This window comes from Streptomyces sp. col6, assembly GCF_008042035.1.
Lineage (GTDB): Bacteria > Actinomycetota > Actinomycetes > Streptomycetales > Streptomycetaceae > Streptomyces.
In genome coordinates, this window is the sequence record NZ_RDBL01000031.1 from 22,337 (window position 1) to 39,124 (window position 16,788).

11 protein-coding genes and 1 pseudogene are annotated in these 16,788 nt (G+C 71.8%); 7 read left to right on the forward strand and 5 right to left on the reverse strand.

The features are described 5' to 3' along the window. Positions 1 to 4 precede the first annotated feature (4 nt). Positions 5 to 1,120: a cobalt-precorrin-5B (C(1))-methyltransferase gene (locus EAO73_RS34615; protein WP_147975496.1), complete on the forward strand. Its 1,116-nt coding sequence runs from the start codon at positions 5 to 7 to the stop codon at positions 1,118 to 1,120. A gap of 17 nt (positions 1,121 to 1,137) precedes the next feature. Here the strand turns inward: EAO73_RS34615 and cobM are convergent, their stop codons facing one another. Both cobM and cbiE read right to left on the reverse strand, forming a co-directional pair. After that, positions 1,138 to 1,887: a precorrin-4 C(11)-methyltransferase gene (gene cobM, locus EAO73_RS34620; RefSeq protein ID WP_147975497.1), complete on the reverse strand. Its 750-nt coding sequence runs from the start codon at positions 1,885 to 1,887 to the stop codon at positions 1,138 to 1,140. Beyond that, positions 1,884 to 3,158 (reverse strand): precorrin-6y C5,15-methyltransferase (decarboxylating) subunit CbiE, encoded by a 1,275-nt coding sequence (cbiE, locus tag EAO73_RS34625; RefSeq protein WP_147975498.1) that lies wholly within the window; start codon positions 3,156 to 3,158, stop codon positions 1,884 to 1,886. Before cbiE ends, cobM begins: the two co-directional genes overlap by 4 nt. Before the next feature lie 274 nt (positions 3,159 to 3,432). Between cbiE and modA the strand changes: the two genes are divergently transcribed. Further along, the gene (modA, locus tag EAO73_RS34630) at positions 3,433 to 4,251 is read left to right on the forward strand and encodes a molybdate ABC transporter substrate-binding protein (protein WP_147975499.1); all 819 of its coding nucleotides are present in this window, start codon (positions 3,433 to 3,435) and stop codon (positions 4,249 to 4,251) included. Positions 4,252 to 4,315: 64 nt separating this feature from the next. Further along, positions 4,316 to 6,223, forward strand: coding sequence for an ABC transporter permease (locus EAO73_RS34635; protein WP_147975500.1), 1,908 nt, complete (start codon positions 4,316 to 4,318; stop codon positions 6,221 to 6,223). Positions 6,224 to 6,231: 8 nt separating this feature from the next. Here the strand turns inward: EAO73_RS34635 and EAO73_RS34640 are convergent. Both EAO73_RS34640 and EAO73_RS34645 read right to left on the reverse strand, forming a co-directional pair. Further along, a pseudogene (locus EAO73_RS34640) lies at positions 6,232 to 7,389 on the reverse strand (sulfite reductase flavoprotein subunit alpha); the annotation flags it as partial. 33 nt (positions 7,390 to 7,422) lie between these two features. Next, complete coding sequence (locus tag EAO73_RS34645; RefSeq protein ID WP_147975501.1) at positions 7,423 to 8,700, reverse strand: extracellular solute-binding protein; 1,278 nt, start codon at positions 8,698 to 8,700, stop codon at positions 7,423 to 7,425. 312 nt (positions 8,701 to 9,012) lie between these two features. Between EAO73_RS34645 and EAO73_RS34650 the strand changes: the two genes are divergently transcribed. From EAO73_RS34650 to EAO73_RS34665, 4 genes are all read left to right on the forward strand, one after another. Then, complete coding sequence (locus EAO73_RS34650) at positions 9,013 to 10,632, forward strand: glycoside hydrolase family 26 protein (RefSeq protein ID WP_224756578.1); 1,620 nt, start codon at positions 9,013 to 9,015, stop codon at positions 10,630 to 10,632. 74 nt (positions 10,633 to 10,706) lie between these two features. Further along, entirely contained in the window at positions 10,707 to 11,933 is a 1,227-nt protein-coding gene (locus EAO73_RS34655) for a hypothetical protein (protein ID WP_147975502.1), read from the forward strand. A 118-nt stretch (positions 11,934 to 12,051) separates the two neighbouring features. Continuing rightward, positions 12,052 to 13,236 carry a GH12 family glycosyl hydrolase domain-containing protein gene (locus EAO73_RS34660; RefSeq protein WP_224756579.1) on the forward strand — a complete coding sequence of 395 codons (1,185 nt, stop codon included), beginning with the start codon at positions 12,052 to 12,054 and terminating at the stop codon, positions 13,234 to 13,236. Continuing rightward, the gene (locus EAO73_RS34665) at positions 13,233 to 15,473 is read left to right on the forward strand and encodes a CBM35 domain-containing protein (protein WP_147975503.1); all 2,241 of its coding nucleotides are present in this window, start codon (positions 13,233 to 13,235) and stop codon (positions 15,471 to 15,473) included. The genes EAO73_RS34660 and EAO73_RS34665 overlap by 4 nt, the downstream gene beginning before the upstream one ends. Positions 15,474 to 15,527: 54 nt before the next feature. On the opposite strand, the gene EAO73_RS34670 is transcribed toward EAO73_RS34665, so the two are convergent. Next, positions 15,528 to 16,788: glycoside hydrolase family 5 protein (locus EAO73_RS34670; RefSeq protein WP_147975520.1), on the reverse strand; the 1,261-nt coding region annotated here is incomplete at its 5' end.

Genomic DNA, 16,788 nt, shown 5'->3' on the forward strand with positions numbered 1-16,788 from the left:
ATCCATGAGTGAGGCGAAAGGCGGGCGCGGCGCCCAACTCAAGCACACCGGTCTGCGGTCCGGCTGGACGACCGGTGCCTGTGCCACCGCCGCCGCGACGGCCGCGTACACGGCGCTGCTGAACGGCGACTTCCCCGACCCGGTCACCATCACGCTGCCCCGGGGCCAGACCCCGGCGTTCGCACTGGCCGTGGAGGAGTTGGCCGACGGGCGGGCGACGGCGGGCGTGGTGAAGGACGCGGGCGACGACCCGGACGTGACGCACGGCGCCCTGGTACGGGTGAGCGTGCGGGTGCTCCCGGCGGGCTCGGGCGTGGTCTTCCGGGCCGGGCCCGGGGTGGGCACGGTGACGCTGCCGGGGCTGCCTCTGGAAGTCGGTGAGCCGGCCGTCAACCCGGTGCCGCGCCAGATGATCCGGGAGCACATCGCGGCGGTCGCGGCGGCGCACGGCGGGTCCGGGGACGTCGAGGTGACGGTCGGCGTGGACGAGGGCGAGGAGATCGCCCGCTCCACCTGGAACCCGCGCCTGGGCATCCTGGGCGGCCTGTCCGTCCTGGGCACGACCGGGGTGGTGGTGCCCTACTCCTGCTCGGCGTGGATCGACTCCATCCGCCGGGGCGTGGACGTGGCGCGGGCGGCCGGGCTCGGCCATGTGGCCGGCTGCACGGGTTCGACCTCGGAGAAGACGGTGGTCGCCGAGTACGGGCTGCCGGAGATCGCGCTGCTCGACATGGGCGACTTCGCGGGCGCGGTGCTCAAGTACGTACGCCGTCACCCGGTGGACCGGCTCACGGTCTGCGGCGGGTTCGCAAAGCTGTCGAAGCTGGCCGCCGGCCATCTCGACCTGCACTCGGGGCGCTCCCAGGTCGACAAGGGGTATCTGGCGGAGCTGGCCCGGCGCGGCGGCGCGGACGAGGCGCTGGCCGCCGAGATCGCCGTCGCCAACACCGGCCTCGCCGCACTCCAGTTGTGCCAGGCGCACGGGGTTCCACTGGGCGATCTGGTGGCCGTGGCGGCGCGGGACGAGGCGCTGTCGGTGCTGCGGGGCGCTCCGGTGGCGGTGGACGTGATCTGTATCGACCGGGCGGGCACGGTGGTGGGGCGCAGCTCGGTGCGCTGACCCGCCCGGCCGGTTGTTCAGCAGGTGTGGCGGTCGCGGGCCGGCGAGTAGAGGTGGCTGTCGCGGAACTGCTCGGCGCCCAGGGTGCGGCCGACCATGATGACGGCGGTACGGATGACGCCCGCGGCCTTCACCTGTTCCGCGATGTCCTCCAACGTGCCGCGCAGGACCAGCTCGTCGGGGCGGGAGGCCATGGCGACGACGGCGGCCGGGCAGTCGGCCCCGTAGTGCGGCAGCAGCTCCTCGACGACGCGGTCCACGTAACGGGCGGCCAGGTGCAGGACGATCAGGGCGCCGCTGCGGCCGAGCGTCGCCAGGTCCTCGCCCTCGGGCATGGCGGTGGCCCGCTGGGCGATGCGGGTCAGGATGACGGTCTGGCCGACGGTCGGCACGGTCAGCTCGCGCCTGAGGGCGGCTGCCGCCGCCGCGAACGCGGGGACGCCGGGCACCACTTCGTAGGGCACACCCGCCTCGTCCAGGCGGCGCATCTGCTCGTTGACCGCGCTGAACACCGAGGGGTCGCCGGAGTGCAGCCGCGCCACGTCGTGGCCGTCCCGGTGCGCGGCGACCAGCTCTGCGGTGATCTGCTCGATGTCGAGCTGCGCGGTGTCCACGAGCCGGGCGCCGTCCGGGCACTCCGCCAGGAGTTCGCGGGGAACCAGGCTGCCCGCGTACAGGCACACCCCGCAGGCGGCGAGCGTGCGCGCGCCGCGCACCGTGATCAGGTCGGCGGCGCCGGGGCCCGCGCCGATGAAGTACACGGTCATCTGTCGTCTCCTGAGGGTCGAGCGGGGGGCGTTGCGGTGTCCGAGGGCTTGCGTACGGACCACTGGGTGACGGGCATGGCCTGGCGCCAGCCGGTGAACGTGCCGACGGGCACGGCGTGGGACACGGCGAGGCGGACCAACTCGCCTCCGTGCAGCTTGTGCTGGGCGGCGAGCAGCGCTTCGGACTCCAGGGTGACCGTGTTGGCGACCAGCCGGCCGCCGGGCGGGAGCGCCGCGAGACAGGTGTCGAGGAGGCCGGGCGCGGTGAGACCGCCGCCGATGAACACGGCATCCGGTGCGGGGAGTTCGTCCAGGCATCCGGGTGCGCGGCCGGTGACGACGCGGAGACCGGGGACGCCGAGCCGGGCGGCGTTCTCCTCGATGCGTGCCGCGCGGACGGGGTCGCGTTCCACGGTGACGGCCCGGCAGGAGGAGTGGGCGCGCATCCACTCGATGGCGATCGATCCCGAGCCTCCGCCGATGTCCCACAGGAGTTCGCCGGGGGCCGGGGCGAGCACGCCCAGGGTGACGGCCCGGACATGACGCTTGGTCAGCTGCCCGTCGTGCGCGTACGCCTCGTCGGGCAGGCCGGGTACGGCGCCCAGGCGCAGCGCCCCGGGGGCGGTGCGGCACTCGACGGCGATGACGTTGAGCGGGTCCCCGGCCGGGTGGTCCCAGGTGTCCGCCACGCCCTCGGCGCAGGCCTCGTCCTCGCCGCCGAGCTGTTCCAGGACCCGCAGGCGGCTGGGTCCGAAGCCGTGGTCCCGCAGCAGCGCGGCGACCGTGGCCGGAGTGGTGGCGTCGGCGCTGAGGACGAGCAGCCGGCGGCCGTCGTGCAGGGCGGCGGCGAGCCGGGCGGCGGGGCGGCCGACGAGGGTGACGACCTCCGTGTCCTCCACCGGCCAGCCGACGCGGGCGCAGGCGTAGGACACGGACGAGGGGTGCGGCAGGACGCGCAGCCGGTCGGCGCCCAGCACCTCGGTGAGCGCGCGGCCGATCCCGTAGAACATCGGGTCGCCGCTGGCCAGGACGGCGATGCGGCGGTCCGCGTGCGCGGCGAGCAGGCCGGGCACGGCGGGGCGCAGCGGCGAGGGCCACGGCACACGCTCCCCCGCGCACTCCGGCGGGAGCAGGCCGAGCTGACGGCCGGCGCCGATGAGGGCCTGGGCGTCCCGCAGCGCGTCGCGCGCCGGTCCGGTGAGACCGGCCCAGCCGTCCGCGCCGATCCCGACCACGGTCACTGCGTGCGGGAGGGGGTGCTCGGGGGTCACGGACGGTACCTCGGATCTCGGGAGCTGGCGCACCCGCACTCTACTGGCCGGTCACGGGCGGCCCTCGGACAGGCCCCACCTGCGGGAAGGCCCGCGCGGACGCGGCTCGGACCTTTCTCCAAGAGGCCCCGCACCTGCCATGTGGTTTCCCATGGAAGGCTGTAAATGCGATGTGATCACGCCTATTCTTTGGCACATGCTGTTCCCTGCCACCGGACGGTCCGCTCGCCGGTCCGGCGGCATCGGCCCGCTTTCCCAAGGAGTCCCGACCCTCATGCCCTTCACCCCCGCCCTCACCCGCCGCCGCGCCGCGGCTGCCCTCGTCGTCGTGGGCCTGCTCACGCCCCTCACCGCGTGCGGCAGCGACGACGACACGAAGGACTCGGCCACCGGCTCCAGCGCGTCCGCCTCCGCCTCCGGGGTGCCCGCGGCCGACCTCACGGTCCTCGCCGCCGCCTCGCTCACCGATGTGTTCAAGGAGGCGGGCGCGGCGTACGAGAAGGAGCACCCGGGAACGAAGGTGACGTTCTCCTTCGCCGGATCGCAGGAGCTGGCCGCGCAGGTCAAGCAGGGCGCGCCCGCCGACGCCCTGGTCACCGCCGACACGAAGACGATGGACGGCCTGAAGTCGGACACCGGCGCGCCGACGGTCATCGCCAGGAACCGTCTCGTCATCGCCACCGGCAAGGGCAACCCGGAGAAGGTCGAGAACCTCAAGGACCTGGCCGACACCAAGCTGAAGGTGGTCCTCGCCGCGCCCGAGGTGCCGGTGGGCCGGTACAGCAAGCAGATCCTGGACGCCCAGAAGATCACCGTGAAGCCGGTCTCCCAGGAGCCGAACGTGCGCGCGGTGCTGAGCAAGGTCCAGCTGGGCGAGGCGGACGCCGGGCTCGTCTACAAGACGGACGTCTCCGCCGCCGCCGGCAAGGTCGACGCGGTCGACATCCCGGACGAGCAGAACGCGGTCGCCTCCTACCCGGCGGCGACGCTGAAGAGCAGCAAGCACAGCGCGGCGGCCGAGGCGTTCGTGAAGTGGCTGTCGACTCCCGAGGCGCAGAAGATCCTGGCCGACGCGGGCTTCCAGCAGCCGTAACGTAGGCGAGGGCCCGGCTCCGACAGGGGCCGGGCCCTCTTTTCTCCAGCCTCAGGGAACCCCGATGAACCGCCGCCCCCGCGCACCGATCCTGCTCGCGCTCCCCGCGCTGCTGGCCGTGGCGTTCCTGCTGCTGCCGCTGGCCGGCATCCTCGCCCGCACCTCGTGGGGCGAGCTGGGCGGCCATCTCACCAGTGAAGGCACCACCCAGGCGCTGACGCTGTCGCTGATCGTCTCCGGCTGGGCCCTGGTCCTCTCGCTCGTCCTCGGGGTGCCGCTGGCGTGGCTGCTGGCCCGGGTCGACTTCCCCGGCAAGGTCTTCGTCCGCTCACTGGTGCTCCTGCCGATGGTGCTGCCGCCCACGGTCGGCGGTGTCGCCCTGCTGCTCGGCTTCGGCCGGCGGGGGCTGCTCGGGCCGTGGCTGGAGGACTGGTTCGGCATCACGCTGCCGTTCCACACCTCCGGCGCGGTCCTCGCCGCGACCTTCGTCGCCATGCCGTTCCTGGTCATCAGCCTCGAAGGCGCGATCGGCGGCCTGCGGCCCCGCTACGAGGAGACGGCCGCCTCCCTGGGCGCTTCGCCGGTACGGGTGTTCTTCACGGTCACGCTGCCGATGGTCGCCCCCGGCCTTGCCGCCGGTGCGGCGCTGACCTGGGCGCGGGCGCTCGGTGAGTTCGGCGCCACCATCACCTTCGCGGGCAACCTCCCCGGCACCACGCAGACGCTGCCCCTGCAGGTCTATCTGCTGCTCCAGGACAGCCCGGAGGCCGCCACCTCGGTCTCCCTGCTGCTTCTCGTCATCGCGATGGCGGTGCTGCTGGCGCTGCGCGGGCGCTGGACCGGGACGCCGCCGGAGCGTACGCCGCGACGGGACGTCATCGACGAGGAGCCCCCGGCCGCCGTCCCTCCGGGGACCGCTCCGGAGGCCGTACGGGAGAGCTGGCCGCTGCACGCCGAGGTCACCGGCTTCAACGAACTGACCCTCGACGCGGAGGCCGGCACCACCATCGCCGTCGTCGGCCCCAACGGCGCCGGCAAGACGACCCTCCTGCGCGCCCTGCTCGGCCTCACCCCGCGCGCCCACGCCCGGCTCCGGCTCGGCGGCACCGACGTCACCGCCCTGCCCGCCCACCGCCGGGGCGTCGCCTGGGTCCCGCAGGACGGCGCCCTGTTCCCGCACCTGAGCACCCTCGCCAACACCGCGTACGGGCTGCGCGCCCGGGGCGTGCCGCGCGCCGAGGCCCGCCGCAGCGCGCAGGAGTGGCTGGACCGGCTCGGCGTCGGGCACCTGGCCTCACGCCGGCCCGCCCAGGTCTCCGGCGGCCAGGCCCAGCGTGTGGCGCTGGCCCGTGCGCTGGCCGCCCGCCCCCGCCTCCTGCTGCTCGACGAGCCGCTCGCCGCGCTCGACCAGACGACCCGGTCCCAGGTCCGGCACACCCTGCGCCGCCATCTCGAAGGCTTCGGCGGCGTCTGCCTGATCGTCACCCACGACCCCGTGGAGGCCGTCGCGCTGGCCGACCGGGTCCTGGTCCTGGAGGACGGCCGTACGCTCCAGGACGCCCCGCCCGCCGAGGTGACCCGGCATCCGCGCTCCCCCTGGGTCGCCCGGATGCTCGGCCGCAACGCCTGGACCGGGACCACCACCGCCGACGGGCTCGCACCGGCGGGCGGCGGGCACCTCGTCGTCGCCGACCCGCTGCCCGCCGGGGCGCCCGCGCTGGCGGTCATCGCGCCGGAGGCCGTCTCCGTACACCGGGAGAAGCCGACCGGGAGCCCGCGCAACGTGTGGCCCGGGACGGTGCGCGAGATCACCTCGGGCGGGAGCCGGCTCCGGGTGCTCGTCGGGTCCGAGCACGCGCCGGACCTGGTCGCGGAGATCACCCCGCAGTCCGCCGCCGAGCTGTCCCTCGCGGACGGGGTGGCGGTGTGGACCAGCGTCAAGGCCACCGAAGTGACGCTCGTGGCGCTCTGAGCGGCGGGTCAGTAGACGTCGCGCACGTACCGCTTGTCGGCGGCGAGCTGCTTCACGTACAGCGCGGCGGCCTCGGGGTCCAGGCCGCCGTGGGCGACCGCGATGTCACGCAGCGCCCGGTCGACGTCCTTGGCCATCCGGGCGGCGTCCCCGCACACATAGAAGTGGGCGCCGTCGCGCAGCCAGGTCCACAGCTTGGCGCCGTGCTCGCGCATCCGGTCCTGTACGTAGATCTTGGCGCGCTGGTCGCGCGAGAAGGCGGTGTCCAGGCGGGTGAGGGTGCCGTCGGCGAGGAAGGACGTCAGCTCCTCCTCGTAGAAGAAGTCGGTGGCACGGTGCTGTTCCCCGAAGAACAGCCAGTTGGGGCCGGGGTCGCGGCGGGCGCGGCGCTCCTCCAGGAAGCCGATGAAGGGGGCCACCCCCGTCCCCGGGCCCACCATGACCATCGGTGCGTCGGGGCGGGCCGGCGGCCGGAAGTGCGGGGCGCGGCGCACGAAGACCGGGACGCGGGTGTCGGGGGCGGCGTCCGCGAGGAAGGGCGAGCAGACCCCGGCGCGCGGGCGGCCGTGGGTGTTCTCGTAGCGGACGACGGAGACCGTCAGGGAGAGGCGGTGCGGGTCGGTGAGCGGGCTGGAGGAGATCGAGTACAGGCGCGGCTGGAGCGGTTTGAGGATGCCCGCCCACTCCTCGGCGCTCGCGCGGACGGGGTACTCGGCGAGGACGTCGACGGCCTGCCGCCCCCAGGACCAGCGGGCCAGCTCGCCCTTGTTGTCGGGCCGCAGCATCTTCTTCAGCTCGCGGTCGCCGGTGCGGTCGGTGACGAAGCCGAGCAGGGCGGGGGTGAGGCGGGTGATGTCCAGGTGGGTGCGGAGCGCGTCGCCGAGGCGGACCCCGCCGAGGCCGGACACCTCGATCTCGGTGTCGGCGTCCAGGCCCGTGACGGTGAGCCATTCGCCCACCACGTCCGGGTGGTTGGCGGCGTGGACGCCGAGCGCGTCACCGGCGGCGTAGTCCAGGGCGGTGCCGGCGTCGCCGGTGTCGAAAGTGAACCGGCGGACCTCCTTGCCGGAGCCGGGCAGGCCGAGCAGCCGGTTGCCGCTCAGCCGGGCGGTGACGGGCGCGGGCCTGGGGGTGCGGGCCGACGGGGTGGGGTGGGGGGCTGCGGCGGTGCCGGGTCGGCGCCGGCACCGCCGCTCAGGTCAGCGGAGGTTCTTCTCCGCCTCTTCGAGCGCCTTGTTCCATGCCTTGTCCGGGTCGGCCTTGCCCTGCTCGACGAGCTGGAGGGCGTTGCCGAAGGGGATGCGGGCCTGCTGGTCCTTGGTGCCGCGGTAGTTCGGCTTGAGGCTCTTGGCCGAGGACACGAAGATCTCGCCGGTGGGCGCGTCACTGAAGTAGGGCTGCTTGGTGCCCTTGATCTGCGGGTCGTCGAGGACGGTGACGAGGGAGGGCAGGGCGCCGACCGGGCCGGTGAAGATCTTCTTCTGGGAGGCGGCCGAGGTCAGGAAGTCGGCCAGCGCGGCGGCTTCCTTCACGTGCTTGCTCTGCTTGGGGACGGTGAGGAAGGACCCGCCCCAGTTGCCACCGCCGCCGGGGACGGCCGCGATGTCCCACTTGCCGGCGTTCGCCTCACCGGCCGCGGTCTTGATCTGGCCGGTCATCCAGGCCGGGCAGGTCATGGTGGCCATGCGGCCCTGCTTGATGCCGGCGTTCCACTGCTGGCTGAAGGGCTGGAGGTTGGCCGACTGGTGGTTGGCCGTGGCCTTGGCGGTGGCGTCGAAGAACTCGTGCACCTTGGGGTTGGTCTCGCCGATGTACTTGTCCTGGGCGTCGAAGAACCCGTACTGGGTCTGGTTCATCATCGCGGTGAAGATGTTGCCCGAACTGTCGAACCAGGCCTTGTCCTTGACCTTCGCGCGGAAGGTCTCGCCGGTGGCGAAGTACGCGTCCCAGGTGGGCCAGAGCTTGCCGACCTCCTCGCGGTCGGTGGGGAGCCCGGCCTGCGCGAACAGGTCCTTGCGGTAGCAGATGGCCAGACTTCCGACGTCGGTGCCGTAGCCCATCACGAAGGCGGTGCCGCCGAGGGTGCCCTGGTCCCACTTCCAGTCCAGGTACTCGCTCTTGCGCTTGTCGGCGCCGTAGTCGGCGAGGTTGGTGAACTTGTCCTTCACCGCCCGGAACTTGGGAAGGTAGCCCTCCTCGATCGCGACGACGTCGGCCGCGCCGCTGCCCGAGGCGATCTGGGTGGACAGCTGATTGTGGTGCTGGTCGAACTGGGAGATGCGCTCCTTGATGACGATGTCGGGGTGCGCCTTCTCGTACTCCTTGATCAGCGGCTTGTAGCCGAAGTCGCTGAACGTGGCGACGGTCAGGGTGGTCTTTCCGTCGGCCTCGCTGTCCGCGCCGCAGGCGGACAGGGCGACGAGGGAGACGGCGGCGGCGAGCGCGGCGGCGGTTCTGCGGGCACGCGTACGGCCCATGGTGGTCCTCCGGGACAGGTGCGGGATGAAGTCGCACCAAGGTCGCCGCGAAGCGAAACATCTGTCAAGAGTTTCGCGAAAACCTACGGGATTCCGTTTCGGTCACGCATGTTTGAGCCATTCAAGTCATCCCAGAACGTGCGTAAGGCAGACAGAAGGGGCGCGTCGATCCCGGCCACTTGGCAAAGTTTCGTAGCGAGGTGGCGCTGACCTGCACCGGTCAACGAAAATTTCGTACGCCCTTGCTACGCCCGCCCGCCGGCTCCATCATTCGAGCGCTCAACGGACACCCACCCCTTCTCTGGAGCCGCCATGAGACACCGGACACCCCGCCGACCACTGCTGCGGGCCGTGGGGTCGGGGGCCGTGGCCCTCGCCGCCCTGCTCTCCTTCGCCGGGCTCGGCGCCCTCGCCCCCGCATCGGCCGCCACCCCGGCCGCGCCCTCGGGCCGCGGTGTGCCGGCCGACGGCAAGGTCATGATGGTGATGGGCCAGGACAGCGACACCCTGTCCGACTACCGCACCGATGTCCTCGGCCGCCAGGATCTGGGCGCACCGGCCCCGGGCGGGGTGACCCTGTACACCAACCTGGTCCTCGGTGGCTCCCCCGCACCGCTGGCCGGCATGAACGGGCCGGTCAACTGGGGTGCGGGCACAGTGGACTTCGCCCGGACGATGAACGAGTACCCGGGCGCGGCCGTGGCCGTCGGGCTCTATCTCTCCGACGCCACCTCCGGCTGCAACAACCAGCCGCTGCGGGCCATCATCGGGCGCAACGACGACGACGTGACGGCCGGCAGCCCGAACCTGATCACCCAGTACCGCGCCAAGGTCGACGAGATGATCAACCGGTTCAAGAGCTACGACCGGGACATCCTGCTGCGCATCGGCTACGAGTACGACGGGCCGTGGAACTGCTACAGCGCCGACTTCTACAAGGACGCCTTCCGCTACATCAAGGGCCGCATCGACGCGCTCGGCGCCTCCCGGGTCGCGACGGTCTGGCAGAGCGCCGCATGGCCGGTGAACACCAGCACCGACCACCCGGAGTGGGGCTACGTCGTGACCGACCCCAAGCACTTCGACAACTGGTACCCCGGTGACGCCTACGTCGACTGGGTCGGGCTGTCGGCCTTCTACAACTCCCGCTCCGTGCAGACCCAGTGGGGATGCGGCTCGCACGACACCGACCCGGTCGGCCTGCAGAACCGGGTGCTGGACTTCGCCCGCTCGCACGGCAAGCCCGCGATGGTCGCCGAGGCGGCTCCCCAGGGCGCCCGGACCGGGGCCGGCAGCACGAGCTGCATCTTCACCAACAACCCGGCACCCGCGAGCGGACAGGCCATCTGGGACGGCTGGCACGCCGGCTACTTCGACTGGGTGAACACCAACAAGGACGTCATCCGCGCGGCGGCCTACATCAACACCAACTGGGACTCCCAGACGCAGTGGCAGTGCTCCCCCGGCGCCCGGGCGGGCGGTCCGGGCTGCGCGAACGGCAACTGGGGCGACTCGCGCGTCCAGGCGAACGCCACGGTGCTGCGCAACTTCGTCGCCGAGATCAAGAAGCCCCTGTGGTCGACCGGTTCCTCCGGCACCACCGACCCGACGGATCCCACGGACCCGACCGACCCCGGTGACGGCGGCGGGAGCGGGACGGAGCCCACGTACACCCAGTCCGTCGTGACCAGCCCGGCCACCGCCATCCGGTTCACCCCGAAGAACTTCGAGGCCACCTTCGTCACCGTGCAGTACCGGATCGACGGCGGGGCTCCGCAGAACTACTTCCTCACCTACGACAAGGCCGCCGGGCGCTGGGAACTCCCGGTGACCGTCCCGCACGGCGCCACGCTCTCGTACTCCTTCAACTACCAGCCCACGACACAGACCAGCCAGATCACGACCCCGGTCATGAGCTGGACCGCTCCCTGATCCTCCTCCGGGGTGCCGTGCCGTTCCCGCCGCGTACGGCACCCCGCCTCCCCCACCCGTACCGAGGAGACCCCGTGCCCCACACCACCCCACGCCTTCGCCGCCTCCGGCGCGCCCTCGCCGCGGCGACGACCGCCACCCTGCTCCTGCTCACCGCGCAGACGGCCACCGCCTCCACGGCGGACCCCGCCGCGCCCGAACTGCTGCTGGGCCAGTCCACCCGCGGCGCGCTGAGCGACTTCAACTCTTTCGCCCAGGGCTCCGACGGCGGCTCGGTCTACTACGAGCTCCGCAGCGGAGACTGGGTCAACGCCGAACACCGGGCCTTCGCCGAGGAGTTGGCCTCGCAGGGCAAGACCGTCCAGGTCGGCATCAGCTGGAAGGACAACCCGCCCGGCTTCGAGGGCGGCGACGAGAACGCCAAGGCCGCCAGGTCCCGGGCGGTCACCGCCGAGATCGCGGCGGGCGGGCACACCGCGCAGCTGGACCGCCTGCTCGCGTTCACCAACTCCCACCCCTCGGCCTCGTTCAAGCTGCGGCTCGACTACGAGGTGAGCAGCTTCTACCACTGCACCGACGCCAGTTGCTCCTCGTACAAGAACGCCTTCAACACGCTCGCCGCCTATCTGGACGGGCACTCCACCGCGCACAACCTGTCGTTCGTCTACCACCCGGTGCGCGGTGAGTTCGAGGCGCTGTATCCCGGGGACGCGGCCGTGGACTGGGTGGGGGTCTCCGTCTTCGCGCACGAGCTGTGTCTGCCGATCTACGACCGGGGCTACCTCTACAACGGGACCCCGCCGCAGAACTACGACGTCGGCGCCAACCAGTGCCGCAACGCGTACATCGGGACGGACCAGAACGGCAACCCGGCTGCCGTCTGGCGGAACTTCGACCATGACGCCAACGTGCTGAAGCTGGTCAAGTTCGCCAAGGACCACGGCAAACCGGTCGTGCTCTCCGAGGCGGGCATGATGAACTTCACCGCCGACAACGGCGCCACGGACGGCATGGAGCAGGCGCAGGGCGACCGGTGGGTGCAGCGGCTGTTCTCGCTGATGAACTACCGGGGGCCGATCCCCAACCTGCCGGGCGAGTACGACCTGCGCGGGGTGATCCGCTCGGTCGTCTACATCAACCTGGACTTCCGTTACGGCTGGGACGGCATCGACGACGGCAGCTTCGACTTCGCGCCCGACACGACCTGGTTCGTGGACGGCCGGCTGTCCCGCTACACGGCCGCCAAGGCGTCCTTCTGCCGCGGCCTCGCCGACAACGGCTTCACGGCACGGTGCCGCTGACAGCGGCACCCCTCCTCCTGCGCGGTCCGGTCCCCCGGACCGCGCACAGGGATATGGGAGCGCTCCCATATCCCGTACGTCCCCACCCCCGCACCCTCCCCACCCGAGAGGAACACCCGTGTCCCGTCACACACTTCACCGTCCGCGAGCGAGAGCCTTACGCCTGTGGGCGTCCGTCCTCGCCCTGCTGGTCTCGTCGCTCGGCGCCGCCCTGACCACCGCTCCGCAGGCCGCGGCGGCGACCACCCTGTGCGACGCGTACGCCTCCACGAGCATCCAGCAGGGCCGCTACCTCGTGCAGAACAACCGCTGGGGCGCGAGCACGCGCCAGTGCATCGAGGCGCGCGACCGCGGATTCGCGATCACCGCGTCCGACCACAACAACCCGACCAACAGCGTCCCGGCCGGATACCCGTCGGTCTACGCGGGCTGCCACTACGCCAACTGCACCTCCGGCAGCGGTCTGCCGCTACGGGTGTCCGACTTCGGGAACGTCCGCAGCAGTGTGGCCATGACCCGGCCCGCGTCGGGTGAGTGGAACGCCTCGTACGACCTGTGGTTCGACCCGACGCCCCGCAGCGACGGCCAGAACACCGGGGCGGAGCTGATGATCTGGCTGGACCACCGGGGCCGTCCGCAGCCCATCGGGTCCCGCGTCGCCACCACGACCATCGAGGGCGCGAGCTGGGACGTGTGGGTCGGCAACATCGGCTGGAACGTCATCTCCTACGTCCGCACCTCGGGCACCGGGGCCCTCGACTTCGCCGTGCGGTCCTTCACCGACGACGCGGTCGCCCGGGGTCAGATCCAGCGCTCCTGGTACATGACGAGCGTGCAGGCGGGATTCGAACCCTGGGTCGGTGGGGCCGGGCTCGCCGTGGACGACTTCTCCTTCACCACCAACGGCGGGGGCGGAGCGCGTGCGCTCGTCGGCCGGCAGAGCGGGCGCTGCCTCGACGTGTCGGGAGGCAGCAGCGCCAACGGGACGCCGGTCATCCTCTGGGACTGCTGGGGCGGCGCCCCGCAGCAGTGGACCGTCGGCTCCGACGGGACCGTACGGGCCTTCGGCAAGTGCCTGGAGGTGACGGGCGGTGCGGCCGCCCGCGACAACGGGGCCGGGATCGGGCTGTGGGACTGCTGGGGCGGCGCCAACCAGCGGTGGACGCTGAACTCCGACGGCACCCTGCGCAACCCCAACTCGGGCCGCTGCCTGGAGGCGGCGGGCCAGGGCACCGCCAACGGCACCCGCATCCAGCTGTGGGACTGCTGGGGCGGCGAGAACATGAAGTGGGACCTCCGGTGACCCGCCCGGCACAGGAGCGGGCCGTCCGCTCCGCCGCTTCGGCGCTCGTGGTCACGGCGGTGCTGGCCGGTTCGCTGATCTCGGCGGGCGGCCAGGACAGCGCGGCGGCCGGGCAGGCGGCGGCCGCCGCGCCCGAGGTCATCACCGTGGACACCGGCCGGCAGTCGGGGCCGCTCACCAAGGCCGGGCTAGGCACGCTCTTCGGGGTGACGACCACGCCCGACACCCCGGCCGCGCTCGCCGACGGTACGCAGGTGCTGCTCGCCCAGCACCAGAGCATGAACGGTGACACCTCCTACCCCAGCTCCACGGAGTCGGTGGCCGCGAAGTTGCGGGGCACCGGCGTGAAGATGGTCGGCCGCTACAACGACCTGATGGGTGGCTGGCCGTACGTCTGGAAGGGCGTTGACGACTGGAACGCCAAGGTGGACAGCGCCACCCGGTCGATCCAGAAGTACAAGGACGTGCTGAGCGCGGTGGCCCCGCTCAACGAGCCGGACAACAAGCTCGGCACCCAGCCGGACAGCCCGTTCATGACCGACCCGCGCGTCCCCGGCGCCACTTACGACGCCAAGGTCAACTGGCTCTGGACGCAGACCGTCCGGCGTATCCGGGCCATCGACGGCTCGGTGAGGATCATGGGGCCCAACTACGAGCACTACAACCCGTGGGAGTCGGCGGACCGGCAGCCACGCATGCGGGACTTCCTGGTCAACGCGAAGAACACCGGCACGCTGCCCGACATCATCGGCTGGCACAGCCTGGGCCCGAGCCCGGGGGATGTGCCCGAGTCCCTCACCCGCTACTACCGGCCGTTGGAGCAGGAGCTCGGCATCTCCCCGCGTCCCGTGATGATCGAGGAGTACGGGCCCGGGAACGGCGAGTTCGAAGGGGTTCCCGGCACCATGATCAAGCACTGGGCGGAGTTCGCCCGGTACGGCGTGGACTCGGCGGCCATGGGCATCTACACCAACCCCGGGCTGCTCGGGAACACCCTGCGCCGCACCTCGGGCGGCCTGAAGCCCAACGCCGGCTGGTACTTCATGAACTGGTTCCGCGAGCTGCGCGGCAGCCAGCTCTTCGTCAGCCGCTGGGACACCCGGCACTACCAGGGCTCCGACGCGGTCGCCTCCTGGGACTCCGCCGCCCGCGCCGTCACGGTGCTGGCGGGCGGCGACGACGGCGACATCGACGTCCGGGTCCTGGGCCTCGCGGCGCGCGGTCTCGGCCCGCAGGTCAGGGTCCGGATCGACACGACGGACTGGACCACGGACCCGCTGGCCACCGACCGCAGGGCCGAACGCGCGGGCGACCCGCAGTCGGGCCCGTACAACGTCTACGACAAGGTGCTCACGCTCGACTCCGGCGGCAACCTCACCGTGCCGATCCGGGGGATGGAGCACCTCGACGGCTACCGGATCGTCGTGGAGCCCGCGGGGGCGGCGGCGTCGTACCCGGGCAAGTACGAGGCGGAGGACGCGGTGCAGGCCGGGACCGTCACGCACACCGGCAGCGACACGGCCCTCGCCTCGGGGCGGGGCTACATCGGCGGGATCGACGGCGCCACCAGCTCGGTCACCTTCGGCGTGGACGCCCAGAAGGCCGGCGTCCACCTGCTGCGGGTGCGCTACGCCAACGGCACCGCCGCGACCTCCACCCACCAGGTGCGGGTGAACTCCGAGGCGCAGGGTGCGGTGAGCTACCCGGCCACCGGAGGCTGGGCGAACGCCACGATGGCTACGGCGGTGAAGCGGATCGTCCTCAAGGCGGGCCGGAACACGGTCACCCTGGCCAAGGGCGACGGCTACGCGGAGCTCGACTTCATCGACGTACGCCCCGACACCCACCGGTACGAGGCGGAGCTGGCTACCGTGAGCGGCGCGGGCGTCCGGCACTTCCAGTGGAACGAGTTCCCGGACTACGTGGGCGGCATCGACGGCGCCACCAGCTCCGTCGACTTCGCCGTGGACGCGCCCCGTGCTGGGTCGTACCTGGTGGACGTCGGATACGCCAACGGACTGGCCGGGACCGCCGGGCACTCCGTGACCGTGGACGGGACGCCCGCCGGGACGATTGCGTACCCCTCCACGGGTGCCTGGCTCAGCGGCCCCCGGCAGGACGCCGTCGAGGGCACCGCCACCGTCCGGCTCACGCTGCGCGAGGGGGTGAACCACATCCGGCTGACCAAGGGCGAGGGATACGCCGAGCTCGACTGGCTGGCGCTGCGCACGGAGTAGCCGCCCGCCGTGTGCGCCGGGCGGACCTCGCGTCCGCCCGGCGCACCGTGCCGGTCAGCCGGTGCCGTACAGGTCCGTCAGGCTGATGCCGGTCGTGGAACCCGTGCCGCCGAGCGGGACCTCGTGGTCGAGGCTGACGAACTTGCCGTTCTCCTGCCAGAGCGCGGGTTTGAGCAGGGCGTACTTCGCCTCGTCCCAGGTGGCCCAGTCGTAGCCGAGCAGTCCGCCGGTGTCGCCCGAGTTCGGGTTGAGGCACCAGAAGGTCTGGCTGATGCGGTGGTCCACGATGAGATCGCGCAGCGCCTTGAGCCACTTCTCGTTGGGGCCGTTGTCCAGGAAGCCGCCCCACTCCCCGATGAGCAGGGGCGCGGTGTTGTTCTGGTGCAGGTAGAGCCAGTTGGGGCCCCAGACGTCGCGTTCCAGCGTGCTCCGGTCCCAGTCGCCCTCGAACCAGGGCTGCTGGAAGACGAGCGGCCCGTAGTCGTGCGGGGAGTAGACGAGCTGGTCCTGCTGGGCGCCGAGGTCCACGGGGTGTTCGGCGGCGCCGCGCAGGTTCCCGCCCCACCAGTCGTAGTGGTAGTCCGCCTCGGCGGTGGAGCCCCAGCTGCTGCCGTCCTTGGGGTAGATCTCGATGCCCTCGCAGAGAATGAGGACCTTCGGGTTGATGGCGAGGATGCGCTTGCCGGCGGTCTCGCAGGCGTACTTGAAGTTGTCCTCGTCGGTGGAGTCGTCCCACTTGGCGCGCGGACTCTCGGACTGCTTGCCGTGCGGCTCGTTCTTGATGTCCATCGCCACGAGGGTGTCGTTGTCCTTGTAGCGGTCCGTGACCCATTCCCAGGCCGAGTAGAAGCCCTCGGTGGTGATCGAGCCCTTCCACCAGACGGGGTGGATGTGCCCGGAGTTGTCGGCCTCGGCGCTGTGCACGTCGAGGAGGACCTTGATGCCGTACTTCTCCGCCGTATCGAGGAAGGCGTCGAAGACCTCCAGGGTGGTCTTGTCCTTCAGCTCCGGGTTGGCGTACGTGTTGACCGCGCTGGGCACCGCGGCCTGGCCGTTCTTCCACTCCAGGAGCAGCTGGGTGGAGATCGGCACCCGCACGATGTTGATCCCGCGCTGGGCCATCTGCCCGGTGAGGGTGTCCAGGTTGGCGGACCAGAGCCCGTGGAAGACCCGTTCGGTGGCGTTGAAGCCGAACCAGTTGACGCCGGTGAGCCAGACCTCCTTGCCGTTCTCGTCCACGATCTTGTTGCCGTCGGTGTGCAGCCAGTCCGTCCCGGCGGTGCCCTGCGGGGCGGGGGTGGCGGTGGTGGTGGGG